Origin of the sequence: Kitasatospora papulosa (genome assembly GCF_000717245.1) — a bacterium.
Lineage (GTDB): Bacteria > Actinomycetota > Actinomycetes > Streptomycetales > Streptomycetaceae > Streptomyces > Streptomyces papulosus.
The window spans coordinates 185,213-209,647 of record NZ_JNYQ01000003.1 but is presented as its reverse complement, the minus strand read 5'-3'; the positions used below and the strand labels follow the sequence as shown (position 1 = coordinate 209,647).

Sequence of the window (24,435 nt, the reverse complement as noted above, 5' to 3'; positions counted from 1 at the left end):
CTTCCCCCGTTCGTCAGGCCGGTCGAGCCGACGTGGTCAGCGTGTGCCCACCGCCGCGCGCACGGCCCGCCTGGCCATGGCGCAGTCGTCGTGCAGCCTGCGCAGCAGCAGCCGCTGTTCCTCCCCGGAGGACAGCACGCCCTGCCGCCCCTGGCCGGCCCCGGCCGGAGCGCCGTCGCGCATGGCGCGCTGGACAGCCGTCTCGTACGTACGGATCTCCCGCGTCAGCACGATCATGAGGTTGACCAGGAAGGCGTCACGGGCCGCGGCGCCCGATGCCTGCGCCAGCTGGCTGATCTGGCGTCGCGACGCGGGCGCGTCCCCGAGCACGGTCCAGAGTGTCGCCAGGTCGTATCCGGGCAGATACCAGCCGGCGTGCTCCCAGTCGACGAGCACTGGCCCGGTGGGCGGTAGCAGGATGTTCGAGAGGAGGGCGTCGCCGTGGCAGAACTGGCCCATCCCCTGCCGTCCGCCCGCGTGGGCCAGACCGTGCAGCAGCTTCTGCAGGTCACCCAGATCACGGTCGGTGAAGAGTCCCAGCTCGTGATAGCGCGCGATGCGCGCGGCGTAGTCGAGGGGCGCGTCGAAGAGGCCGGCCGGCGGCCTCCAGGCGTTGACCTGACTGATCGCTCCGAGAACGGCGCGTAGGTCGGCGCGGGGCGGCGCCTCCGCCGGATGCCTCGTCAGCGCGGCGACACGGCCGGGCATCCGCTCGATCACCAGGGTGCAGTTCTCCGGGTCCGCGGCGATGAGCCGAGGCACGCGGACCGGCGGACGGTGCCTGACGAAGGCACGGTATGCAGCTATTTCGTGCCGGAACCGCTCGGTCCACGCGGGGGAGTGGTCGAGTAAGCACTTCGCCACCGCGGTCGCGCGGCCGGTGGTGCCCACGATGAGCACCGAGCGCCCGCTCCGCCGCAGCACCTGCACCGGATTGAACTCAGGGCAGATGCGGTGCACCGAGGCGATGGCCATCCGGAGCTGCGCGCCCTGGGCACCGGACAGGTCCAGTCTTCCGCTGAGCGGTTGGGAGCCCGGCCCCGCCGCCCGCCGGGTCCGGCCCGGGGCGGACGCCTGTGGCGCGGCGCGGGGGGCGAGATACGGCCCGCCGCCCGCGCCCAGAGGACGAAGCGGCCGGGGCGGGGCGGACACGGAGGACGATGCTGTGTACATGGGCTAGACAGATCCCTTCGTGCGCCGACAAGTTGCGTGCGCCGCCCCGGCCGGCGGCCGTTCGGCACCCTGGGGAGTACCTAGGGCTGCCGGGCGGGGTGGCGCGTTCCTACCTGACACCGGCGTGCGGGTGGCACAACATCTAGCGACCCCTGGCGAACCCTGGCGAATATTCGCCCGGCATCCGCCTGGGGGCTAGGGTCAAGTCAGCCGAGAACCTGGGGGCTTGACGTGACCGGAGAACCCAACACCCGCCTGTCCGACCTGTTCGGCCTGGCCGGCTGGTCCAAAGGCGAACTGGCGAGAATGGTGAACAGGCAGGCGGCGGCCATGGGCCACCTCCAGCTGGCCACCGACACCTCGCGGGTGCGGCGCTGGATCGACATGGGGGAGTCCCCCCGTGATCCCGTGCCGGAAGTGCTGGCGGCTCTGTTCACCGAGCGACTCGGCCGTGTCGTGACCATCGAGGACCTCGGGTTCGGCCGGCGCGGGCGTGTGGGGAAACGGCGAAAGGCCGGGACCGAAGACAATCCCGACGGCTTGCCGTGGGCGCCCGAACGGACGGCAGCGGTCCTCACCGAATTCACGGGAATGGACCTCATGCTCAACCGACGCGGATTGGTCAGCGCGGGCGCCGCGCTCGCCGCCGGCTCAGCCATCACCGGCGCCATGCACGACTGGCTGCACTCCGAGCCCGCTCCGGCGGCCCGGGCCACCCGCCTCCACGACCCCCTGTACGCCGACAACGCCGGCTTCGACCTGTACGAGGCCGCGCCCATCGGCTCCGAGGAGATCGAGGCACTCGAGCGCTCGGTCGAGGTGTTCCGCGCCTGGGACGCCTCCAGAGGCGGCGGACTCCAGCGCAAGGCCGTCGTGGGCCAGCTCAACGAAGTGGGCGGCATGCTCGCCTACCGCCACCCCGAGCACCTGCAGCGCCGCCTCTGGGGTGTCGCCGCCAACCTCGCTGTCCTCGCCGGCTGGATGTCCCACGACGTCGGCCTCGAACCCACCGCCCAGAAGTACTTCGTGATCGCCGCGCACGCGGCGCGCGAAGGCGGCGACCGGCCGCGCGCCGGTGAGGCGCTCTCCCGCGCCGCTCGTCAGATGGTCCACCTGGGCCGGCCGGACGACGCCCTGGACCTGATGAAGCTCGCCAGAACCGGATCCGGGGAGGAGACCCTGCCGCGTACCCGGGCGATGCTGCACACCATCGAGGCCTGGGCACAGGCGGCGATGGGCCACGGGCAGGCCATGAAGCGCACGCTCGGCGAGGCCGAGGAGCTCTTCGTGTCGGACAAGGGCGATGTACCGCCGCCGAGTTGGATGCAGATGTTCGACGATGCGGACATGCACGGGATGCAGGCTCTCGCCTACCGGACGCTGGCCGAACACGACCCCGCCGCTGCCTCCACGGCCCAGCGGCACGCCAAGCAGGCGCTGGATCTGAGGGTGAACGGCCGCCAGCGGTCCAAGATCTTCGACTACATCTCGCTCGCCTCGGCGTGCTTCATCGCCGACGACCCCGAACAGGCCGACCGCTACGCACGGCTGGCCCTGGTGTCGATGGGCGAGACGTCCTCGCACCGGACCTGGGACCGGCTGCGGGAGATGTACCGGCTCACCGGCCAGTTCGCGGGGTACGCCAGGATCGAGGACCTGCGCGAGGAGATCGAACGCGTTCTGCCGCCGCGTACGTCCGACAAGAAGGCCAGAGGCTCGAGGATCTGACCCGCTCTCTTCGTCAGGTCCGTCGCACCGGCTGCCGAGGGTTCGGACAGGCCCCGCCGAGTACATCTCAGGGCATCACGCGCTCAGGAAGCCCCTGTAGGACCGGATCAAAGGCCTTTATGTGGCCGGCAGGACCCGGTCATGCCTCGACGCGGGCCACCAACACGCAAGCATCGTCCACTCGTTCGTCCGTACCGAGCTGCTCCACCAGCATGCGCACGCACTCCTCTGCGGTCCGCGCCTGCGCGAACCGGGGCGCCAGCCGCAGAAGCACGTCCGGACCGGCGCTCCGATCGGCGCGAGGCGTCAGACCGTCGGTGTGGAGCACGAGCACATCGCCCGGCAGCAGGTCCATCCGGTCCTGCTCGTAGGTGACTCCGGAGGTCGCACCGAGCAGAACCCCGTCCGGTGCGGGCAGAGGACACCCCACTCCGTTGCGGAAGAGCAGCGGCGCGGGGTGCCCTGCCTGCGCCCACACGAGAGTCCTGGTCGCGGGATCGAAGCGGCAGCACACGGCGCTGCCCAGAGCAGGCTGGGCCGAGCACTCGATCAGCTGGTTCAGATGACCCATCGCCGGCCCCGGGTCGATACCTGCCAAGGCCGTGCCGCGCAGCGCTCCGAGCAGCATCGTCATGGCCGAGGTCGCCGGGATACCGCGGCCGGTGAGGCCCCCGACGGTGAACAGCGTCCTGCCGTCCGGGAGCGGCAGCGCGTCGTACCAGTCACCGCCGATCAGTTCACCCGACCCCGACGGCAGATAACGGGCGGCGATGTCCAGACCGCTCGCCCCCCGGCCCGGTATCGGCAGCGAGCCGCGCCACGACGGCAGCACGGCCTCCTGCAGCTCCGCCGCCATCCGGTGTTCGGCCCGGGCCATCTGTTCCTGGTGCCGCAGGGTGTCCTGGGTCCTGCCCACCAGGTGTGCGCCGCGACGCAGTGTGCTGACGTCGCGCAGGACCGCCCACATCGACGCGGTGCAGCCGTCCGTGTCGAGAACGGGTTCGCCCATCATGTGCAGCGTCCGCATGTCGCCGTCGGGCAGCAGGATCCGGAATTCGCCGTCTATCGGCCGGCCGTCCACCAGGCAGTCGGTCACCATGGACGTCAGGAGGGGCTGGTCCTCGGCGAGGAGCACCGACGGCAGCTCGTCGAGGGACAGGCCTCCGACGCCCGGAGCCCTGCCGAAGATCTGACAGAGCTCGTCGGACCAGCTGACCTCGTCGGTGAGCAGGTTCCACTCCGCGCTTCCCACTCGGCTCAACAAGGAGCCCGTCGACGGCCCGGCCGGCGTCCGGGCGGGCCCGTCTCCCGGGGGCTCGGCGGCAGGCATGTCGGGGATGCCGTCCCGCAGCTGTCCCAGATTCTCGCCGAGGTCGTCCAGCTGATGGACGGCGAGGTCGCAGAGTGCCCGCTGCCAGCGCAGCTGGGGATCGTCGTCGTCGATGACGGAGGCGTCGCGCCGTACCGCGTCCACATCGCCGCGCAGCAGCCGGGTCCGGTTGATCAGGGCGTCGACGGCGTCCCGCTCGGGCGGTTGTGGGGCGGGGGGGTCCGCAAACAGATGGGACGGCATCTGGTACTCCGATACAGGCGGTACGGCCGGTTCGTGGGGGTGGACCGAACACGACTGTTGCACAGGCTCGAAGGCCCCGTAAGGGCTTTGGCAACACTCGATACGTTCTTGCTTCTGGCATATGCCGTCGGCGGGGTGGGGCGGGGGTCCGCCGAACACCCTTGCCCCTGGCGGCTGGTTGACGCAAGTACACCGGCGCATGCGGCCCGGCGCGCGCCCGCGCGCGCCATTCCGTGCGACGCACATGGCTCGGGAGCAGGGCGCATGCGGGGTGGTGCGGGCTCACGGATCGACGGCGTCCGTCGCCGTGGGTCGGAGAGGGTGCGGAAGGTTTCCGATGGTGCGGTCGAAGGTTCGTCGGCCGGGTGTTCGGGGTCTGGTCGCGCGGGACGAGAGGGAGTCCCCCTGCCGAGGGAATGGCTGCGCACCTGTGCGTGTTGTGCCGACCAGAAGTGAAAACGACACCCATTCCCAGTTCCGGGAACGGGGTCGGATCCCGTCTGGAGGTCCCATGGCCCGCAGTGAGACCAGGCCTGTCGTCCTGCTCCGGTCCACGGCCGGAACCGGCCACACCTATGCGACGCGGAAGAATCGGCGCAACGACCCCGACCGGCTGGAGCTGAGGAAGTTCGACCCTGCCGCGGGCCGCCACGTCGTGTTCCGCGAGACCCGCTGACTGTCGGCGTAGCCGTGTCCCGTCTGCCGTCGGAGCCGCTCCGGCCTGCGCGAACGTGGCGTGGATCACATCTGGTGGGGCGATTTCCGGGAACGGTGGACGGTGGTTTATCGTTCATCTACACGTGGGGGTGAACGGCCTGACACCAGTCGCCCTTCGCCTCCGCACACGAGCCGCCCCGGCTGGATTCCCCCGATCCGGCCGGGGCTTCTTTCTGTCTCCTGGCCCGCCGCGGGCGGGATCCGGGCGGCCCGCGCTCGAGAAGCGGGAGGCGCGGCGCCGCTCCCGGACGGCCTGCGCCTCACATGGTCCGGGTGAGATCCGCCGCGTAGTGCTCGATGGCGGGCCGGTACCGCTGCACGTGTGGACTGTCGCTGGTCGCCGCGACCAGTCGCAACAGGAGCTGCGTGGCCTCGTGGTGCTCCCCCGTGTTGAACAGCGCCATGGCCAGGAAGGTCTGCAGCGCCCCGTCGTCCGGGAACTCCGACACCCCCTGCCGGAGCGTCTCGACGGCCTGCCCGAACCTGCCCAGGACGCGGTAGGTGCTGCCGAGCCCCAGCAGCGCACCCCTGCGGTCCTCCTCCCCGAGTCCGTCGTCCTGCAGACTCCGCTCGTAATAGGGGACCGCCTCCGCCTCCAGACCCAGCACATCGTGGACCCAGGCGGTCTGATAGGCGACGTCCACGGCCTCGGGGAACGCCGCAGTGAGGGAGAGAAGACGTTCCCGGGCCTGTTCGGGATGTCCCTCTTCGCGCAGCCTCACGGCCTGCGCCAGCAGTTCGTCCTTCTCCTGTGCGTTCATGCGCCCATCGTCGCACCCGATACCGGGTGTGGCGGACAGGGTTGGGGGCATCCGTTCCGCCATGACAGCAGAGGCGGATCGTAGTGCACGACGCAGAAGTTTGGGACGACGGCTGCTGCGTGCGGCAGTTCTGGCCGCGGCATTCGTGGCACTGGTGGCGTTCTCCGTCGTCCTGGCGAAGGTGACGCTCACGCCGTCACCGGCGTCGGAGGACATCGTGACGTCCAATTTGAGGCCGGGGCGCTCCCTGCGGCAGTACGCGGAGGACTACACCTTCCTCGCCGCCTGCAAGCAGGCGGGCGGAAATCTGTTGCTGGGCGCGCCGTTCGGCGTCCTGCTTCCGATCCTGGTGCCGCGCCGTCTGCGGATGATCCGGATGACGGTGCTGACCGTCCTGGTCATCGCCGTCGTCGAACTCGTGCAGGGCGCGCTCGTGGCGGGACGGGCCTTCGACGTCGACGACGTCATCCTCAACACCGCCGGAGCGCTCCTCGGGTACGCGATTCTGGGGCGGCGCCTCAGTCACCACTACCACGCGCTCTCCGACGAACGGCCCGCGGCCGAGGCGGCGAAGAACGCGCCGCGTTCCCCGGCAGGGGCCGAGCCGGGCGACAAGGCGAGGCAGGGCTGGTGGTCGAAGCCCGGCACGGCCGCGAAGCCCGTGACAAAGGCGAAGGCCGACACCGGGACGAAGGCCGGCACGACGAAGGCCGGCGCCAAGGCGAAGCCCGCTGCGGGGACGAAGACAGCCGGAACGTCGAAGACCGCGAGCAAGGCGAAGCCCGCAGGCGAACCGGTGGCACGCCGGAGCGCGTCCGCGCAGATGGCTCGCGGACGCGCTCTGTTCGACAGGTGGCGCGGTCGCCGGGAGGGCCCGGGCGGGGGAGCGCCCGGGGCCCGACGACGCGGAGCCTAGAGCGCCGGGTAGGCGTTCTTCATGAGCTCCTGGAACTGGGCGGAGAACCACTTCCCGGAGATCGGGGCGTCGCCCAGGGCCCCGGACATGTTGTTGTTGTTACGCGCGTTGCCCGTGTACGTCGGGTCGCACATCCGGTCGAATCCCTTGCCCTCGGTGTTCGGGATCTCCTTGCTGGACCCGTCCGACTCCCCCGGGGGCTTCATCCAGACGTACGCGTCGATGCCGGCCTCCGGGGCGGCCTTCGGCCGCTCGCCGAGCCCGGCCCCTGCCTGGTTGCACCAGTTGCCGAGGTGGATGCGCCGGTCGTTACGGCCGCCGTCCACGTAGGTGTCGACGCTGGTGGTGGCACCCGGACCGGTCGGCCGGGCCGCCCCGCCCCACCCGTTGCGCGAGGTGTCGATGAGCATGCCGATGTCCGACTTGAAGCCGACCGAGACCAGCTTGGTCCGGAAGGCCTGCGCGAACGAGAGCTCATCCGTGTAGCGGTTCCAGTCGACCCACTTCGACTGGCGCACCGAGGTCCCGTTGACGGAGTCCTCGATCTTGAAGTTGGTCTCCTTCAAGGCGCTGTAGTTGGCCGTGTTGGTGATGAAGCCCTGGACGTCGTCGACGGTCGCGCCCTCGGCGGTCGCGGCCTGGTGGAAGACATCGGCGGAGGCACCGAAGTTGTCGTCCCAGCCGATCCAGCCGTGGTGCCCGGCGTCGATGTAGTTGTAGACGTTGCCGGCGTCTCCGAGCTTGTTGAGCGCGTAGCCGACCCCCTTGACGTAGTTGCCGTTGGCCTTCATGACGTCACAGGCGGGGGTGGCCGTGGGGCGGCCACCCGCGTTGGTCACGAGGTTCGGCAGGGAGTCGATCTCGACAGTGGTGACGATGCGCAGGCCGGCGTACTTCGAGTCGGCCAGGATCGCCGCGATGGGGTCGATGTACTCCGTCTTGTAGCGTCCGATCTCGGTGGGGCCGAGCTCACCGTTGGAGGCGAGCGCCGAACAGTCGCGTCCGGGCAGGTTGTAGATGACGAGCTGGACGACGAGCTCGCCGGAGCCCTTCTGCGCCAGGGCCGCGTCGAGGTGGTCGCGCAGACCCATCCCGCCGTTCGCTCCCTCGATCGCGGCGATGCGGTCGAGCCAGACACCCGTCGGCTGGTTCGCGACCCGGCTGCCGCCCGGCTCGGCAGCCGCGTTCGCGGACCATTCCGGGTTCACGTAGACCTTGGCGCCCGCGTAGGGGTTGTTCACCTTGCTGCCCGCAGGAGGATCGGTCGGCGGATCGGTCGGGTCCGGCGGGTCGGTCGGACCCGTCGAGTCGCCGTTGCAGGTGACTCCGTTCAGCTTGAAGGTCGCGGGGACGGTGCTGTTGCCGTTGCCGGACGCGTTGAAGCCGAAGGAGGCGGAGCCGCCGGTGGCGAGAGCGCCGTTGTAGGAGAGGCTCTTCGCGGTCACGGCGGCGCCGCTCTGCGAGACGGTGGCGTTCCAGCCCTGACTGATCTGCTCACTGCCGGCGAACGACCACTGCAACTGCCAGCTGGAGAGGGCGGCACCGTTGTTGGTGACACTCACCGCAGCGGTGAGACCGCCGTTCCACTGGTTCTGGATCTTGTAGTCGACCGTGCAGCCCGCCGCCGCTGCGGCAGTGGCTCCGAAGGGCGCCACCGCGGCGGCGGAGCCCGCGGCTGCGGCGACGAGGGCTCCCGCGGCTATGAGCGCCATGCGGGATCGGCGCAGGTTGGTGCGGCTCGTGCGGCTCATGCGTATTCCGTTTCCTCAGCTGTAGAGGGCGCGCGAACGTCGCGCAGCCCGATCCGTACGGGGTGGGGGTAACCGTCGTGGTCGCTGATCAAGGCCGGGGCCGTGGAGTGGTCCCAGGTGTTCCAGGTCCGTCCGTGCGGGGATTCCGGTCCGGTCCATGAGGCCGGGGACGCGGGCGTCCTCGGTCCTCACGGATGGCGCGCGTCCGTGTGGGCGCCACCGGGTGGCGGGCTGGTCCGCGTGCCCGCCCTTCCTTGTGGCCGGTGCCGTGTACCTCTGCCCACAGGGGCGTCGTCGACTGTCGCGGGTCTGTGGTCATCGGGCCAAGCAGGTACTCCTCGCTCAGGGGATGGGGGACAGCGCGGTCGTCGAGCTCGTCGCTCGGACGACCGCTCCCGGTGATCGGTCCACGAGGGACGGGGGATCCGGCGGACCTGTGGAGCCGGTCGGATCCATGGTGCGGAGAGTGCTGTCGAGCCTGGACGGAGCGGGCGCGTGGCCCGGTTCCGTACCGGAGGCCTAAAGGCCGCCGCGGAACCCGCACCGTTCGCCTGTGTCCTGTTCGTGCCCTCGCCGACCGCGGTGCCCGTTCCCGGAGATCCGCCGTCGCAGCCGTGTGTGGTGCTGTTCGGGCACCGTGCGTACGTGGACGGATCCGGAAGCCGTGCGCATGGCCGGGAAAGTGCTGCCGGCCATGTCGGGCACCACTCCGAGGAGCGGTCTGAACAGGTGCGACACGTGCGGGAGATGACACATGAGCGACTCCTTGCAGACCGGGCGTGCCCCCTACGGCACGTCGACTGGTGGAACCGCTCCCACTGGTGTGGCTTGACGTTAGAGCGTCAAGTGGTGTCGGTCAACACACCAGTTCCCATCTCTTGTCATCGAAATAATTCGACTCTTCAAGTCTCTTGACTCTCTTTTTCCTCCTCCCCATGCTGGGAGCGCTCCCACTGGTTCAAGGCTTGTGCTCAACTCCGCACGCCCCCCATGTCGCCGAGCCGCGAGGAGGTACCGCGCATGCCATCGGTACGCGCACGAAGAACGTGGTTACCGAGAAGACCGGGTAGAACCGGAGCCGGAAACCGACGCTTGATGACCGCATTGGTGGCCGCGCTGGCCCTCCCTCTGGGAATGACCGCCGCAGCCGGTACGCCCGCCCAGGCCGCCGCCGTCCAGTGCAGTGTCGACTACAAGGCGAACGACTGGGGTTCGGGCTTCAGCACCGAACTCACCGTCACCAACAGAAGCACCGCCGCGATCGCGGGATGGACCCTGACCTACGCGTACGCCGGCAACCAGCAGCTGACCAACGGCTGGAACGGGACCTGGTCCCAGTCGGGCAAGAACATCACCGTCAAGAACGCCGCCTGGAACGGCTCCATCGCCGCAGGCGCCGCCGTCACGACGGGTGCGCAGTTCTCCTACAGCGGCACCAACGCCGCTCCCACCTCCTTCGCGGTCAACGGCACCGCCTGCGTCGGTGCCCATCAGCCGCCGATCACCGTCCTCACGAGTCCGGCGGCGGGCGCCGTCTTCTCCGCCGGGAACGCCGTTCCGCTGGCAGCCACCGCGGCAGCCGCGGACGGGGCCGGGATCAGCAAGGTCGAGTTCTACGACAACACGACCCTCCTGGGTACCGACACCACCTCTCCCTACACCTACAGCGCCCAGGGGCTCGCCGCCGGTGCGCACTCGGTGTACGCGAGGGCCTACGACAGCCTCGGCGCGTCGGCGGAGTCCACCCCCGCGGGCATCACGGTCGTCGCCGGCCCCGCCGTCGTCGCGACCCCCGCGCAACTCGGCGTACAGCAGGGCAAGTCCGGGACCTTCAACGTGTCCTTGTCCACCGCGCCCTCGGCCAGCGTCACCGCGACGGTGGCCCGCACCGCGGGCAACACCGGACTCAGCGTCGCCGGCGGCGCGAGTCTGACATTCACGCCGTCGAACTGGTCCACGCCGCAGAAGGTCACCGTGGCCGCCGCCGCGTCCGGCACGGGAGCCGCGACCTTCACGGTGACGGCCCCCGGCCACAGCAAGGCCGAGGTCACCGTCACCCAGCTCGCCGCCGCCAAGGACTACGACGCACGGTTCCTCGACCTCTACGGGAAGATCACCGACCCGGCGAACGGCTACTTCTCCTCGGAGGGCATCCCCTACCACTCCGTGGAGACGCTGATCGTGGAGGCTCCCGACCAGGGCCACGAGACGACGTCGGAGGCGTACAGCTATCTGATCTGGCTCCAGGCGATGTACGGGAAGATCACCGGGGACTGGACGAAGTTCAACGGTGCGTGGGCCACCATGGAGAAGTACATGATCCCCACCCACGCCGACCAGCCCACGAACTCCTTCTACAACGCCTCGAAGCCCGCCACCTACGCGCCCGAGCACGACACACCGAACCAGTACCCCGCCGTCCTCGACGGGTCGGCCACCTCCGGCTCGGACCCGATCGCGGGCGAACTGAAGAGCGCGTACGGCACCGACGACATCTACGGGATGCACTGGATCCAGGATGTCGACAACGTCTACGGGTACGGGAACACACCCGGCAAGTGCTCGGCCGGCCCCAACGCGACCGGACCGTCGTACATCAACACCTTCCAGCGCGGTTCGCAGGAGTCGGTCTGGGAGACCGTCACCCACCCGACCTGCGACAACTTCACCTACGGCGGGAAGAACGGCTACCTCGACCTGTTCACCGGGGACGCCTCCTACGCCAAGCAGTGGAAGTTCACGAACGCCCCGGACGCGGACGCCCGAGCCGTGCAGGCGGCCTACTGGGCCGACGTCTGGGCCAAGGAGCAGGGCAAGTCGAGCGAGGTCTCGGCGACCGTCGGCAAGGCGGCGAAGATGGGTGACTATCTCCGCTACTCCATGTTCGACAAGTACTTCAAGAAGGTCGGCAACTGCGTCGGCCCGACCACCTGCCCCGCCGGCAGTGGCAAGGACAGCGCTCACTACCTGATGTCCTGGTACTACGCCTGGGGCGGCGCCACCGACACCTCGGCGGGCTGGTCCTGGCGCATCGGATCCAGCCACGCCCACGGCGGCTACCAGAACCCTATGGCCGCCTACGCGCTGAGCTCGGTCGCGGACCTCAAGCCCAAGTCGGCCACGGGTCAGCAGGACTGGGCCAAGAGCCTGGACCGGCAGATGGACTTCTACCAGTGGCTCCAGTCCGACGAGGGGGCCATCGCGGGCGGCGCGACCAACAGCTGGAAGGGCAGTTACTCCCAGCCCCCGGCCGGTACACCCACCTTCCACGGCATGTACTACGACGAGAAGCCCGTCTACCACGACCCGCCGTCCAACCAGTGGTTCGGGTTCCAGGCGTGGTCCATGGAGCGCGTCGCCGAGTACTACCACGAGTCGGGCGACGCCCAGGCCAAGGCCGTACTCGACAAGTGGGTCGACTGGGCGCTGTCGGAGACGACCATCAATCCGGACGGCACCTACCTCATGCCGTCCACCCTCAAGTGGTCCGGCGCCCCCGACACATGGAACGCGTCGAGCCCCGGCGCCAACTCCGGGCTCCACGTGACGGTCGCCGACTACACCAACGACGTGGGAGTGGCCGGTGCGTACGCCAGGACGCTGACCTACTACGCCGCGAAGTCCGGTGACGCGGCGGCGAAGGCCACGGCCAAGGGGCTGCTCGACGGCATGTGGAGCCACTACCAGGACGACGCCGGTGTCGCGGTGCCGGAGACACGTGCCGACTACAACCGGTTCGACGACCCGGTGTACGTCCCCAGCGGCTGGACGGGCGCCATGCCCAACGGGGACACCGTCGACAAGAACTCGACGTTCCTCTCCATCCGGTCGTTCTACAAGGACGACCCGAACTGGCCGAAGGTGCAGGCATACCTGGACGGCGGCGCCGCCCCGGTCTTCACCTACCACCGGTTCTGGGCGCAGACCGACGTGGCACTGGCTCTGGGGGCGTACGCCGACCTTCTGGAGTGAGACCGCCCGGCACCCAGGGGTCCCGGCCGCCGGCCGTCCAGCCGGCGGCCGGGACCCCGCTCGCGCGTCCGGTCCGCAGGCGAGGACGTTCGGCGACGACGGGCCAACACCCCTCGCCCGTAAAGGATCTGACGTATTCGGTCCCCGGGCGGACTGAAATCGCCCGACCGGGTCACACGGAAGGAATGACGTCCACTGACGTAAGGACAGACAGCACCGGTGACCCCGGTCAGGGCAGCGCACCGCACCGTCGCGGCCGCATGCGAGGGTGTCTGCCGTTCGCCGGGGTATGCGCCGCGGCGCTGGTCCTGCTGTTCCTCGGCTCCCGGCTGAGCCTGCTGCCAGGGCTCGGTGACCTCTTCGAGGAGAAGACCACGGACCGCTCCGGCCCCGCCGTGCTCAAGTCCATCCAGGACATGAGTGCGTACGAGGCCGCGTCCGGGAACTTCCAGGTCGTCGTCGACCTGGAGAAGGACGCGAAGTACCTGCCCGACGCGATCCGGGGCACCCGGACGCTGTACGTCGGCGCGGGCACCGTCGGAGCGTCCGTCGACCTCGGCGACGTCGGGGCCGACGGGGTGACCGTGAACGAGGACCGGACCACTGCCGAACTCGTGCTGCCCCACGCGGTGCTGGGAAAGCCCGCACTGGATCCGGACCGCTCCTACGCCGTGTCCAAGCAGCGCGGCATCCTGGACCGGCTCGGCGACTTCTTCTCCGACAACCCCGGGAGCGAGCAGGCGGTCAACAAACTCGCCGCCAAGCACATCGGGAAGGCGGCCGAGGAGAGCGGGCTGACGAAGCGCGCCGAGAAGAACACCACCTCCATGCTCCAGGGCCTGCTGGGCTCCCTCGGATTCGAGAGGGTCACGGTCCGCTACGCCGATCCGCCGCGCTGACCCCTTCACGACGCCCCGGTGGATGCCGACACGCCGCTGACGGAGCGGCCGCACCCGTGCGGCCGCTCCGTCAGCGTGTCGCAGCCGGGGCCCTGTCGGCGGACCGGGGAGGGTGGGCATATGAACAGTTCAGGCATTCTCGTCGATGCGTTCGAACGCATTCATGAAGCGGTACACGCCGCGGTCGAGGGCCTCCCGCCCGAGGACCTCAACGCCCGGCTCGACGACGACGCGAACTCCATCGCCTGGCTCGTGTGGCACCTCACACGGGTCCAGGACGACCACATCGCCGACGCGGCGGGCACCGAACAGCTGTGGTTCGCCGAGGAGTGGGCGTCCCGCTTCGAGCTCCCCCTGGAGGAGGGCTCGACCGGCTACGGCCACAACAGCACACAGGCCGGGTCCGTGAAGGTCGGATCGGCGGACCTCCTCCTCGGCTACTTCGACGCCGTGCACGAGCACACTCTCGCCTTCGTCCGGGACCTGGACGGCCGCTCCCTCGACCGGGTCGTGGACGACGCCTGGTCGCCGCCGGTGACCCTCGGCGTGCGGCTGGTCAGCGTCGTCGCCGACGACCTGCAGCACGCGGGGCAGGCCGCGTTCGTCCGGGGCGCGCTGGAGCGCCGTTAGGAGCGTGTGAAGGCCGCGACTCCGGTGCGCGCGTAGTGGCCGGGGCTCGTGCCGACCACGCGCTTGAAGTGCCGGGAGAAGTGGGACTGGTCGTAGAAGCCGGCCGAGGCCGCGACCTCCGGCACGCGCATGCCGCCGAGCAGCAGGCGCCGTGCCAGATCCACGCGCCGCCCTGTCAGGTACTGGTGCGGCGCCATGCCGAACTCGCGGCTGAAAGCGCGCACCAGGTGCGTGTGATGGCTGTGCAGCTTCTCCGCCGCCTCGCGGAGCGTCAGGCCCTCCACGAAGCGCGCGTCGAGCAGATCCCGGAGCGCGTACGCGATCCGGCGGTCGTGAGCCTGGGGGGCCGCGGGTTCGTCGCGCAGATGCCGGTCGAGACGCTCGGAGACGAGAGCGAGACGGCTCTGCGCCTCCAGCTCGTCCCCGGGACGTGCGAGCGTCCGGTGCAGCTGGTCCACACGGTGACGCAGACGAGGGTCCCGCAGGACGGGCCGGTCGACCGCGCGCCCCACGAGGTCCGCGCCGATCTGCCCGGTGTCCAGATACAGGACGCGCTTGCGGAACCCTCCCGGAGTGGCCGCGACACCGTTGTGCGGGACGTGCGGAGGCAGCAGCGTCACCACCGAGCTGGGCGCCCCGTGCTCGTGGCGGTCCAGGTCGTAGCGGACCAGGCCCTCGTCCACGATGAGGAGCGTCCACGCGTCATGCGTGTGCATGGGGTAGGCGTGGTCGGCGAAGTGCGCGTGGAAGACCTCGTCGATCCCCTCGACATCCGGACGCCACGCGGTGATGTCCGGACGTGCACCCATGGGCAGAGCCTACAAGAGCCCCGTGGACGCACCGGCACGTGCAAACTTCGTACAAGACGGCAGGTGGGCGGGCTCGGCAGACTCGTGGCCATGACCGACGACAACGCACCCGTACGCTTCGACACCAAGATCGCCGTGCTGCTCCGCGACGACCTCGAGACCTGGCAGCGCCTCAACGTCACCGCCTTCCTGGTCAGCGGTCTGGGAACAGAGGTGCCCGAGTTGATCGGCGAACCGTACGCCGACGCCGACGACACCCCGTACCTGCCCATGTTCCGGCAGCCCGTCCTCGTGTTCACCGGGTCCAAGGAGCTCCTGTCGACCGCGCACGGCAGGGCGGTCGGCCGTGGCGCGACCCTGGCGGTCTTCACCTCGGACCTCTTCGCGACCGGACACGACAAGGCCAACCGGGCAGCGGTACGGGCGGTGCCCCGGGACAGCATGGACCTGGTGGGCCTGGCCGTCCACGGGCCGCGGAACGGCGTGGACAAGATCCTCAAGGGTGCGTCGATGCACCCCTGACCCGGGATCCCGACGTCACCGGACGGATACTCACGGGCACACCCGTGCGAGTGATGGTGCCCGGTGCCATACTCAAGACAAGTCCGCTTGACAGGCTTGTCACTGTCCCGAAAGGCGACGCGTCATGAACTGGGCATCGTGGACCACCCTCGGTGTCTTCGCGGGAACCGGCGGAGTGCGCACCGAAGAGGTAGGTGTCGTGAGCGGTGATCTGACCGTGCACACGACGTGGACCGAGAGGCAGGCCGAGGTAGCCGTGCAGTACAGCGGTGCTTCGGACTGGTTCACACTGGCCGGCAGTCCGGTGCCGTGCCGATCGGAGGAGGAAAGCAGATCTCTCCACCAGAGCGTCGTGGAGGCGGTACGCGCCGGCGGCGGAGCCACGGTTCCTGCTCCGCACTCGCTGGCCTGATCCGCCCCGCCTTCGCGGCATCCGTTCAGGCTGCCGCGAAGCGCACCACGTAACGACGCTGCCAGGGCGTCTCCACGGCCCTGGGGTGGTAGTTCCGGCGGACGTAGGCGACCGCTTCCGCCGCCGGAACCCCGTCCAGCACGGCCAGGCAGGCCAGTGCCGTGCCCGTGCGTCCCCTGCCCCCCGAGCAGGCCACCTCGACCCGCTCGACCGGAGCCCTGTTCCAGGCCTCCGTCAGTACCGCGCGCGCCGTGGCACGGTCGGCGGGCAGGCGGAAGTCGGGCCAGCGCAGCCACACGGACTCCCAGGTCACCGACGGCGGGGGACATCCCAGCAGATGGACCGCGAGGGTCGGCTCAGGTCCCGGGGGGAGCGGGTGTCGCAGACCGCGCCCGCGGATCAGCCGGCCCGTCGGCAGCCGCAGGACGCCCGCGCCCGCCGGATCCCAGGTGTCCGTCATCTCAGTCCTTGCCGTCGAGGTCCTGGGACAGCAGGCCGGCCAGTTCCTCGACGGCGTCCGGAGCGCTGTCACCGACGGCCGACAGCACCAGGAGGTCGCCGTGCCGGGCCGCCAGCGCGAGCACCGACAGCATGCTCCGGGCGTCCACCGGGGCGTCGCCCTCACGTCCGACGGTGACGGCGACCGGCTGCCGCATGGCGGCCTGGACGAAGAGAGAGGCGGGACGGGCGTGCAGGCCGCTGCGGGAGCCGACGGAAACGGTGCGCTGGTACACGGGTTCACTCCTGGTTCCAGGGGATCTGGGGTCCGGGCGGGAGGTGGGCTCAGGCGGCCACGGCGACGGCCGGACCGTCGTCGGCGGGAGCACCGGAGCCGGGGGTTCGCCGCATGCCCTTGAGTACGACGACCAGAGCGGTGGACACGGCGGTGCCGACGGCGATCGCCAGCACGTACAGGAACGGCTCGCCGATGAGCGGGACGACGAACACGCCGCCGTGCGGGGCGCGGAGAGTGCAGCCGAACGCCATGGACAGGGCGCCGGTGACCGCCCCTCCGGCCATCACGGACGGGATCACCCGCAGGGGGTCCGCCGCGGCGAAGGGAATCGCGCCCTCGGTGATGAACGAGGCGCCCAGCACCCACGCCGCCCGGCCGTTCTCCCGCTCGGTGCGGGTGAACAGACTGCGGCGCAGCGTCGTGGCGAGCGCCATCGCCAGCGGCGGCACCATGCCGGCAGCCATCACGGCGGCCATGACCTTGAGACTGCCGGGCGTCGGATCGGCCAGACCGCCGACCGCGAAGGCGTAGGCCACCTTGTTCAGCGGCCCGCCCATGTCGAAGCACATCATCAGGCCGAGGACGACGCCGAGGATGACCGCGTTGGAGCCCGACAGCCCGTTCAGCCAGTCGGTCAGAGCGTTCTGCAGGGAGGCGATCGGCTTACCGACCACGATGAACATCAGGAAGCCCACTGCGATCGACGCGAGCAGGGGGATCACCAGCACCGGCATGATGCCGCGCAGCGTGGGGTGCACCTTCACCCGCTGGATCGCCATCACCGCGGCACCGGCCAGCAGACCCGCGACGAGACCTCCGAGGAAGCCCGCGTCGATGGCGAGCGCGATGGCGCCGCCGACGAATCCCGGAACGAGCGCGGGACGGTCGGCCATCCCGTAGGCGATGTACCCCGCCAGCACCGGGACCAGGAAGCCGAACGCGGCGGTGCCGATCTGGTTGAGCAGCGCCGCCCAGCTGGCGGACTCACCCCAGACGAAGTGGTCGGCCACCGACTTCGCACCGGCGATCTCGTAGCCGCCGATCGCGAAGGACAGGGCGATGAGAAGTCCGCCGGCCGCGACGAACGGAACCATGTAGCTGACGCCGGACATCAGGTAGGTCCGCAGACGGACACCGAAGTGTCCGGAGGGTCCCGACGGGCCGCCCGTACCTTCGGCCGGCCCGGCACCGTCCTCGGCGATCCCGCTGATCTCGCCCCGCTCCGCCTTGGCCCGGGCCTCGGCGATGAGCTCGGCCGGCCGGTTGATGCCCGCTTTCACCCCGGTGTCGACGACCGGCTTGCCGCCGAAGCGCCCCTTCTCCCGTACATCGACGTCGTGCGCCCAGATGACGGCGTCTGCCGCGGCGATCACCGCCGGGTCCAGACGTTCGAACCCCGCCGATCCCTGCGTCTCGACGTCCAGCACCACCCCCTGGGCCCGTGCGGCCGCTTCCAGGGACTCGGCGGCCATGTACGTGTGCGCGATACCGGTCGGGCAGGAGGTCACCGCGACGATGCGGAAGGGCTTCGCGGCGGTCCGCTCCACCGTCGCGGTCTTCTCCGTCGCGGCCTCCGCGGGCTCCGGAGCCGTCGCGGGCGCCTCCTCGCCGCGGACCAGTGCCGCCGCCACGGCGGGATCGGCCTCCGCCCGCAGCGCGTCGGTGAAGCCGGGATCCATGAGCCGCCGTGCGAGGCTCGACAGGATGGTGAGGTGGTCGTCGTCCGCACCCGCGGGCGCGGCTATCAGGAAGACGAGGTCCGCCGGACCGTCCGCGGCACCGAAGTCGATGCCCCTCCGGCTCCGGCCGAAGGCCAGCGTCGGCGCGGCGACATGTTCGCTCCGGCAGTGCGGGATGCCGATGCCGCCGTCCAGACCGGTCGGCATCTGGGCCTCGCGGGCCGCCACGTCGGCGAGGAAGCCGTCGAGATCGGTGACACGGCCGGCCGAGACCATCCGCTCTGCCAGTGAACGGGCGGCTTCGCTCTTCGTCTCGGCGGACAGGTCGAGATCGACCAGTTCCGCGGTGATCAGCTCACTCATCGCGGGGCTCCTTGCTCGTGGACCGTCCGGGGACGGGTGCGGGGGTACGGGGCAGTCGTTCGGCCGGACAGGGGTGGTGCGGTCATGGGGCCGGCACGGGAAGGGCCAGGTCCACCGGGACGTCCGCGGTGGTGACCACGGCGGACAGGTCGAGGTCGGCGGGCGTCGGCATGGCGCTTCCGGGCAGCTGCACGGCGGCGGCGCCGTGCGCCACGGCGGAGGCGAGGGCACCCGGACCGGTCCCGCCCGCGGACAGGAATCCCGCGAGCGAGGCGTCGCCCGCGCCGACATCGCTCCGGACGGCATCGACCCGGGCGCCGGCGAAGTGGGCTCCCGAGGACTCCACCAGCAGCTGCCCGACCGCACCCAGGGAGGCGAGCACCGCACGCGCGCCGAGCTCGCGCAGCTCCTGCGCGGCCTTCAGCGCGTCGCCGACCGTGGTGAGCGGCCGGCCGACCGCCTCGGCGAGCTCCTGGGTGTTCGGCTTGATCACATCGGGCCGTTCACGCAGCGCGGCGACGAGCGCGGCGCCGGAGGTGTCCAGAGCGATCCGGACACCGGCACCGTGGCTGCGGGCCACCAGCTCGGCGTACCACTGCGGTGACAGCCCACGCGGCAGGCTCCCGCAGCAGGCGATCCAGTCCGCGCCGGCCGAGCGGGCCCGCACCGTGTCCAGCAGACGTCCGGCCTCGGCCCGGGTGATCTCCGGCCCCGCCGCGTTGACCTTGGTGAGAGTGCCGTCGGGTTCGACGAGCGTGACGTTGACACGGGTGCTGCCGGCGATCTGCACGCCTGCGGCCTCGATGCCGTGTTCACCGAGCAGCCGGGCCAGCAGCGCGCCCTCGGGCCCGCCCAACGGCGCGACGGCGACGGTGCGGTGGCCGGCCGCGGCGACCGCCCGGGAGACGTTGACGCCCTTGCCCCCGGGGTCGACGCGGTCCGCGGTGGCGCGCAGGACGGCGCCACGCGTGAGCCCCGGCAGTTCGTATGTGCGGTCCAGGCTCGGATTGGGGGTGACGGTCAGGATCATGCGCGTACCACTTCCGTGCCCCGGCTCTCGATGGCCCGGGCGTCCTCGGGGCTCAGCCCCGTATCGGTGATCAGCAGGTCTACGTGGGAAAGGTCGCCGAAGCGCGCGAAGTGCTCCTGACCGGACTTGCCCGAGTCGGCGAGGAGCACCACTCTGCGGGCAGCCGCGATCACGGCACGCTTGACCGCGGCCTCGGCCAGATCGGGGGTGGTCAGTCCGGCCTCGGGGGAGAAGCCGTTCGTGGCGAGGAAGACGACATCCGCGTTGATCTCGGCGTACGCGCTCAGCGCCCAGGCGTCCACGGCGGCCCGGGTGCGGTGCCGGACCCTGCCGCCCACCAGGTGCAACGCGATCCCCGGGTGGTCGGCGAGGCGGGCGGCCACCGGCAGGGCATGGGTGACCACGGTGATCCGCGAGTCGATCGGCACGGCGGCCGCCAGTCTGACGGTCGTCGTGCCCGCATCGATGATGACGTTGCCCTCGGCCGGGAGTTCGGCGAGGGCCGCGGCAGCGATGCGGTCCTTCTCGTCGGCGGCCACGGTGTCGCGCTCGGCGAGATCGGGTTCGAATCCGAGCCGCCCGGCCGGGATCGCACCACCGTGCACCCTGCGGAGGAGCCCCGCCCTGTCGAGAGCCTTGAGATCACGCCGTACCGTCTCCGCGGTCACCTGGAACTGTTCGGCCAGGGACGGCACATCGACACGCCCGCTCTCGCCGGCGATGCGGAGGATCTCTTGCTGTCGCTCCGGTGCGTACATGTGGTTACGGATCCGTTTCGTGCCCGAGTCTGTGGTTTCACGGGCACACTACGGTCGCGCGTCAGGAAAGTAAACACATTCGGGCGAAGAGTGGGCATGAACGGACTTCAGTTGTGGTGGCTGCTCCGATCTTGGGCGTTCAGGCGGTGCCGCGGTTGGACGCGGGCGGGCCCAGCGGCCGGGCGAGCAGCGGTGCTCCCAGGACCTGATGGCCCCCGCTCGCCTGCATACGCACCTCGCCGCGCTCGCTGATCTCGGCACGCACGATTCCGGTCTCGTCCGCGTAGACCGGGTACCCGCCGGCTCCGGACCGTGCCGTGAGATGGACGACGACCACGTCGTCCTCGGCGCCGCCCGCCTGGAAGATGAGTTCGTAACTCTCCGGGTAATCCATGACCGACCTCCCGACCGGGCGCGGCAGTGGCCGCTCGCCCGTCATCTCCATTGTTTCCCAGCGGAGCGCGCGGCGCTCAGGGAACGGGCAGGTGACCGTGCGTGTCTGGGGATGCGGAATGGGTGAGGCGGGGCGACCATCGTGTGCAAGGGACCGGACGCGTGCTGACCACTTCGCACGGCCGGGCCGTGACGCCAGGCGGCACCGCCGGCGCGATCGGACTTCGTCGGCGCGGGGCCCACGGGCTCCCGGCCGCCCTGTGGAGAGGAACTGCCGTGCTGATGGCCAATCCCGCAACGCTGCGAAATCTCGTCACGCGCTACGAGACCCTGCGAAGCACCCATGCACGGCTCGGCACTCCTGAGAGCAGGCGTCAACTCGAGGACGTCTCCTACACACTCTGCGTCACCACGGGGACGAGGGCCGTGCCCGACGCCCTGGCCGCCGCGGCGGCCCGGCTGCACGCCGTGCCGTCGGCGGCGTCGCCCGGCCCCGCAGACGTGCAGCTGACCGCCTGAGGACGCGCGCTCCCGTGGACGGCGCCGGTTCTGCCGAACCGGCGCCGTCCGCACGTCCGGAGCCTCCCGGCCGCGCGACACGCCGAATGGGCGGACGGTGCCGTCGAACGGGTGACACCCCCCTGTCGGACAACATGACTGTTCACGGAGGCGGCTAGGCATCCAAGCATGAGATTTGAGCCCCGTCGAAACCAGACCGTTTCCCCGCGCACCCACCGGCTCCGTGTCGCCGGCGGCGCCCTGTGCGCCGTCGCTCTCGCCGCCGCCCTTGTGACCGGTTGTGGTCAGAACAGCGGTGACGACACCGCCGCGGAGACCTCCGAGGCTGCGAAGGTCCTTCCGAACCAGACCACCAGCCCTTCCGGCAGCCCCTCCGGAACGGCGAAGCTGACCGAGGACCAGACCGAGCGCAAGGACCTGCTGTCGACCGTCAAGGTCACCTTCGACTCGGCCGCCACGACGGCTGTCGGTGAGGTGTCGGGCGGCAAGCTGACCGACCTGGACCTGGAGGGCCTCGACGACGAGGACGACGCCTCCGGCAGTCCGAGCCCGTCCGGCAGCTCCGCCAGCGCGAGCCCCGAGGCCAGCGCGAGCCCGAGCGGCAGCCCGAGCCCGAGCGGAAGCTCCACGAGTCCGAAGTGGATCGCGGAGGTCGCGGAGAAGGACGGCACCGCTCACAAGGTGACCATCGACGCGGTGTCCGGGGACGTCATCGACTCCGCACCGGAGGCCGACCAGAGCGACGCCGACAAGCAGAAGCTGGCGGACCAGCTCTCGAAGGCGACGCAGACACCCCAGCAGGCGGCCAAGGTCGCCACGGACAAGCAGCCGGGCTGGGTCACCTCGATGGGCCTCGACGAGAACGACAGCAACGTTCTGGTCTGGCAGGTCGACGTGGTCTCCAAGGACTGGAACAAGACGACCTTCGACATCGACGCCGCCAAGGGCACCATCACGGACGAGCAGGTCGACAACGACTGATCACCCGCGAAGAGGTCTCCGGTGGCGCACCGCATCGCGGTGCGCCACCGGTGTGTGCGGTACGCGGGGGAGCGGGTCAGCGGTCCGCGTCCGTCAGACGACGGGTGAAGTGCAGGCCCGGCCTCCCGGACAGAGTGGTCCGGCCCGCCTCCACGAATCCCGTCCGGGCCAGGACGGCCCTCGACCCCGTGTTGTCCAGCGTCGTCATGGCCCGGAGGGAGGTCAGGCCGTAGTCGGCGACGGCCAGCGCGCACACCTGGCGCACTCCCGACGTGGCCAGCCCTCGTCCGGCGGCCCGCTCCGCGATCCGGTACCCCAGTGACGCCGAGCCGTCGGCGACGTCGACGAGGTTGACGCGCCCCAGCACCGTCCCGTCGTCGTCCGCCAGAACGTGGAAGTGCAGCATTCCCGCCGCCTGGTCGGTGAGTAGCCCGGCGTGACGCACGTCGAATCCGGAGAAGTAGTCGTCCCCCCGGTCCGGGATCGAGGCGGCGAAGTACGCACGGTTCTCCCGCTCGAAGGCGAGAAGCGCGGGAGCGTGATCGGGACGGAGACGTTCGAGGACGGCCATGCGGTGACGATACCGAGCCGCGGAGCCCGTGCGGCTCGGCCGGCCCCCCCCCGGTGCGGGCAGTGCCAGGGCCCGACCTCTGGACGCACCGTCAGGGCAGCGGTCAGGGCGCGATGCCGACGTCCCCGAGGCGGCTCCACCGCCACTCCTGGGCGCGGGTCATCGCGGGCCAGTGGGTGGCTCCGGGACGTGGGTTCACCCGCGAGGCGTAGGCGGAGGGACGGTAGCCGGGCCGGAAGAAGCACCCGGTCCGGTACACCGCGTCGAAGGCGGGACAGGAGGACGCGACGGACGCGGCCGTGGGCTTGTGCCCCGTGCGGACCCACCCGGACAACGCCGAGACGGCGCCCGCGTACTCCGCCGCGCTCAGCCCGCTGTGCTCGCTCTCCTGGGTGAAGGTCTGCAGGAGGTGCCGGTCGCGGTGGGCTCCTTCCAGGCTGTCGAGATACGCCGACTCGTGCTCGACGAAGGCGGTGGGGTCGTCGATGGCGTGCAGGGTGAGTACAGGGACGGAGACCGCGCCGGTCAGATCGCTGTCGTAGGACAGGTTTCGTCGGGCCGCCGGGTCTGCGTCGAACCGTTCGACCCCCGCGTTGAGCGCCGCGTCGTCGTGCGACCCCCGGTAGCGCACGTGCCTGTTGCCGAAGGGGCTGCGCAGCCCGACGCGGCGCACGAGGTCGCGGAACGTGAAGGTGGCGAAGGTGAGGTGCGACTCGAGTGTCCGCTCGGGAATCCTCGTGACCGCCAGGATGTCGTCGAGGTTCCGCTGCTGGAGAGCTGTCCGGTCGGCGGGCGGGGAGCTGTACCCCGTGCACTCCTGGAGCCTGGCGCGCAGCCCCGCACCCGTCATCGCCGAGTCCTCACGGAGTCCCATCCACAGGGGGTACGCCGGCTCGGTCGGGCGCGGGTGGTTCCGGCAGTAGTACTGGTAGACGACGCGCAGGTCCACCCGGTAGTCGTATCCGCGCGAACCACCCGCCAGGACACCGTTGGTGAGCAGGGCGCCGTCGTAGGGCGAGTCGGCGCCCGAGCCGTACATCTCGATCGTCTTCGCGGCCACGTTGCCGCCCCAGGACTGCCCGTGGATCAGTGTGGTGCTCGGGCGCCCGAACCTCTCGGTGAACAGCCGGCGCAGATTCTCCGTGTCCGAGGCCGCCATCCTCGTCCCGTATCCGCCCCGGCGGTAGGCCGATCCGGCCCACGCGTAACCCTGGTCGACCATCACCGACCAGCGCTCCAGGTCGTCGCCGCTGCGCTCCGGGTCCGACTCCTCGCCCAGGCCGGGTCCACCGTGGGCGTGCAGGACCAGTGTTTCGTTCCACGACCGGGGAACGGCGACGGTGTAGTGGGCGCCGTGGGAGTCCTGGCCCGAGTAGCACGTCGCCTTCTCCGCCAGGTCCGCCGGGCAGGCGACGGCGGCCGGTGCTTCCTCCGCCGTCGCGGCCTGCGCGGGGCTGACGAGGCAGCCCGCGAGAATCCCCGCGGCACCCCCGACCGCCACGGCGGACAGCCTTCCGCGTGGACGCCGCCTCGGGGGAGAAG

Annotated in this window: 23 protein-coding genes; 10 read left to right on the top strand and 13 right to left on the bottom strand. The window is 70.5% G+C overall.

Annotated elements, in window-relative coordinates; translation table 11 throughout:
• Window positions 1-36 precede the first annotated feature (36 nt).
• Window positions 37-1,173: an aminoglycoside phosphotransferase family protein gene (locus IA22_RS0109440; RefSeq protein WP_014158018.1), complete on the bottom strand. Its 1,137-nt coding sequence runs from the start codon at window positions 1,171-1,173 to the stop codon at window positions 37-39.
• A 231-nt stretch (window positions 1,174-1,404) separates the two neighbouring features.
• Between IA22_RS0109440 and IA22_RS0109435 the strand changes: the two genes are divergently transcribed.
• Window positions 1,405-2,901 carry a DNA-binding protein NsdB gene (locus IA22_RS0109435; protein ID WP_030123296.1) on the top strand — a complete coding sequence of 499 codons (1,497 nt, stop codon included), beginning with the start codon at window positions 1,405-1,407 and terminating at the stop codon, window positions 2,899-2,901.
• Window positions 2,902-3,040: 139 nt separating this feature from the next.
• On the opposite strand, the gene IA22_RS0109430 is transcribed toward IA22_RS0109435, so the two are convergent.
• Window positions 3,041-4,474: a PP2C family protein-serine/threonine phosphatase gene (locus tag IA22_RS0109430; RefSeq protein ID WP_030123295.1), complete on the bottom strand. Its 1,434-nt coding sequence runs from the start codon at window positions 4,472-4,474 to the stop codon at window positions 3,041-3,043.
• A 511-nt stretch (window positions 4,475-4,985) separates the two neighbouring features.
• On the opposite strand from IA22_RS0109430, the gene rpmG reads away from it, so the two are divergent.
• On the top strand, window positions 4,986-5,150 hold the full coding sequence (gene rpmG, locus IA22_RS0109425) for a 50S ribosomal protein L33 (RefSeq protein WP_014158021.1): 165 nt from the start codon (window positions 4,986-4,988) through the stop codon (window positions 5,148-5,150).
• Window positions 5,151-5,451: 301 nt separating this feature from the next.
• On the opposite strand, the gene IA22_RS0109420 is transcribed toward rpmG, so the two are convergent.
• Window positions 5,452-5,952: a tetratricopeptide repeat protein gene (locus tag IA22_RS0109420; RefSeq protein ID WP_030123294.1), complete on the bottom strand. Its 501-nt coding sequence runs from the start codon at window positions 5,950-5,952 to the stop codon at window positions 5,452-5,454.
• Between the two features lie 61 nt (window positions 5,953-6,013).
• On the opposite strand from IA22_RS0109420, the gene IA22_RS0109415 reads away from it, so the two are divergent.
• Complete coding sequence (locus IA22_RS0109415; RefSeq protein ID WP_030123293.1) at window positions 6,014-6,868, top strand: VanZ family protein; 855 nt, start codon at window positions 6,014-6,016, stop codon at window positions 6,866-6,868.
• On the opposite strand, the gene IA22_RS0109410 is transcribed toward IA22_RS0109415, so the two are convergent.
• Entirely contained in the window at window positions 6,865-8,619 is a 1,755-nt protein-coding gene (locus IA22_RS0109410; protein WP_078468359.1) for a glycoside hydrolase family 6 protein, read from the bottom strand. The two genes, IA22_RS0109415 and IA22_RS0109410, sit on opposite strands and share 4 nt — an antisense overlap.
• Window positions 8,620-9,714: 1,095 nt before the next feature.
• On the opposite strand from IA22_RS0109410, the gene IA22_RS0109405 reads away from it, so the two are divergent.
• From IA22_RS0109405 to IA22_RS0109395, 3 genes are all read left to right on the top strand, one after another.
• A complete protein-coding gene (locus IA22_RS0109405) occupies window positions 9,715-12,591 on the top strand; it encodes a glycoside hydrolase family 48 protein (RefSeq protein WP_015575853.1) in 2,877 nt (958 codons plus the stop codon).
• A gap of 260 nt (window positions 12,592-12,851) precedes the next feature.
• Window positions 12,852-13,490 (top strand): DUF4230 domain-containing protein, encoded by a 639-nt coding sequence (locus IA22_RS0109400; RefSeq protein ID WP_014158027.1) that lies wholly within the window; start codon window positions 12,852-12,854, stop codon window positions 13,488-13,490.
• A gap of 120 nt (window positions 13,491-13,610) precedes the next feature.
• Complete coding sequence (locus tag IA22_RS0109395) at window positions 13,611-14,120, top strand: mycothiol transferase (protein ID WP_030123289.1); 510 nt, start codon at window positions 13,611-13,613, stop codon at window positions 14,118-14,120.
• Here the strand turns inward: IA22_RS0109395 and IA22_RS0109390 are convergent.
• Window positions 14,117-14,929, bottom strand: coding sequence for a helix-turn-helix transcriptional regulator (locus IA22_RS0109390; protein ID WP_014158029.1), 813 nt, complete (start codon window positions 14,927-14,929; stop codon window positions 14,117-14,119). The two genes, IA22_RS0109395 and IA22_RS0109390, sit on opposite strands and share 4 nt — an antisense overlap.
• 90 nt (window positions 14,930-15,019) lie before the next feature.
• Between IA22_RS0109390 and IA22_RS0109385 the strand changes: the two genes are divergently transcribed.
• On the top strand, window positions 15,020-15,451 hold the full coding sequence (locus IA22_RS0109385) for a DUF2000 domain-containing protein (protein ID WP_030123288.1): 432 nt from the start codon (window positions 15,020-15,022) through the stop codon (window positions 15,449-15,451).
• Window positions 15,452-15,575: 124 nt separating this feature from the next.
• Complete coding sequence (locus IA22_RS0109380; RefSeq protein WP_014158031.1) at window positions 15,576-15,863, top strand: hypothetical protein; 288 nt, start codon at window positions 15,576-15,578, stop codon at window positions 15,861-15,863.
• Window positions 15,864-15,888: 25 nt separating this feature from the next.
• Here IA22_RS0109380 and IA22_RS0109375 read toward each other — a convergent pair whose 3' ends face one another.
• The 6 genes from IA22_RS0109375 to IA22_RS0109350 all read right to left on the bottom strand — a co-directional run bounded on the left by IA22_RS0109375 (window position 15,889) and on the right by IA22_RS0109350 (window position 20,823).
• Entirely contained in the window at window positions 15,889-16,323 is a 435-nt protein-coding gene (locus IA22_RS0109375) for a protein-tyrosine phosphatase family protein (protein ID WP_030123287.1), read from the bottom strand.
• Window position 16,324: 1 nt separating this feature from the next.
• Window positions 16,325-16,597 (bottom strand): HPr family phosphocarrier protein, encoded by a 273-nt coding sequence (locus tag IA22_RS0109370; RefSeq protein ID WP_030123286.1) that lies wholly within the window; start codon window positions 16,595-16,597, stop codon window positions 16,325-16,327.
• A gap of 49 nt (window positions 16,598-16,646) precedes the next feature.
• Window positions 16,647-18,641: a PTS fructose transporter subunit IIABC gene (locus tag IA22_RS0109365; RefSeq protein WP_015575851.1), complete on the bottom strand. Its 1,995-nt coding sequence runs from the start codon at window positions 18,639-18,641 to the stop codon at window positions 16,647-16,649.
• Between the two features lie 82 nt (window positions 18,642-18,723).
• Window positions 18,724-19,671 carry a 1-phosphofructokinase gene (gene pfkB / locus IA22_RS0109360; protein WP_015575850.1) on the bottom strand — a complete coding sequence of 316 codons (948 nt, stop codon included), beginning with the start codon at window positions 19,669-19,671 and terminating at the stop codon, window positions 18,724-18,726.
• Window positions 19,668-20,429, bottom strand: a complete 762-nt coding sequence (locus tag IA22_RS0109355) for a DeoR/GlpR family DNA-binding transcription regulator (protein ID WP_014158036.1) — start codon at window positions 20,427-20,429, stop codon at window positions 19,668-19,670. The genes pfkB and IA22_RS0109355 overlap by 4 nt, the downstream gene beginning before the upstream one ends.
• A 139-nt stretch (window positions 20,430-20,568) precedes the next feature.
• On the bottom strand, window positions 20,569-20,823 hold the full coding sequence (locus IA22_RS0109350) for a DUF6296 family protein (RefSeq protein WP_030123285.1): 255 nt from the start codon (window positions 20,821-20,823) through the stop codon (window positions 20,569-20,571).
• A 275-nt stretch (window positions 20,824-21,098) separates the two neighbouring features.
• Here IA22_RS0109350 and IA22_RS0109345 point away from each other — a divergent pair, with 275 nt between their 5' ends.
• Entirely contained in the window at window positions 21,099-21,341 is a 243-nt protein-coding gene (locus tag IA22_RS0109345) for a DUF5133 domain-containing protein (RefSeq protein WP_015575849.1), read from the top strand.
• 168 nt (window positions 21,342-21,509) lie between these two features.
• Entirely contained in the window at window positions 21,510-22,322 is an 813-nt protein-coding gene (locus IA22_RS0109340) for a PepSY domain-containing protein (protein WP_014158039.1), read from the top strand.
• A 76-nt stretch (window positions 22,323-22,398) separates the two neighbouring features.
• Here IA22_RS0109340 and IA22_RS0109335 read toward each other — a convergent pair whose 3' ends face one another.
• Together IA22_RS0109335 and IA22_RS0109330 are read right to left on the bottom strand one after the other, a co-directional pair.
• Window positions 22,399-22,893, bottom strand: a complete 495-nt coding sequence (locus IA22_RS0109335) for a GNAT family N-acetyltransferase (protein WP_014158040.1) — start codon at window positions 22,891-22,893, stop codon at window positions 22,399-22,401.
• 103 nt (window positions 22,894-22,996) lie between these two features.
• Window positions 22,997-24,394, bottom strand: a complete 1,398-nt coding sequence (locus IA22_RS0109330) for a hypothetical protein (protein ID WP_014158041.1) — start codon at window positions 24,392-24,394, stop codon at window positions 22,997-22,999.
• Between the last annotated feature and the right edge of the window lie 41 nt (window positions 24,395-24,435).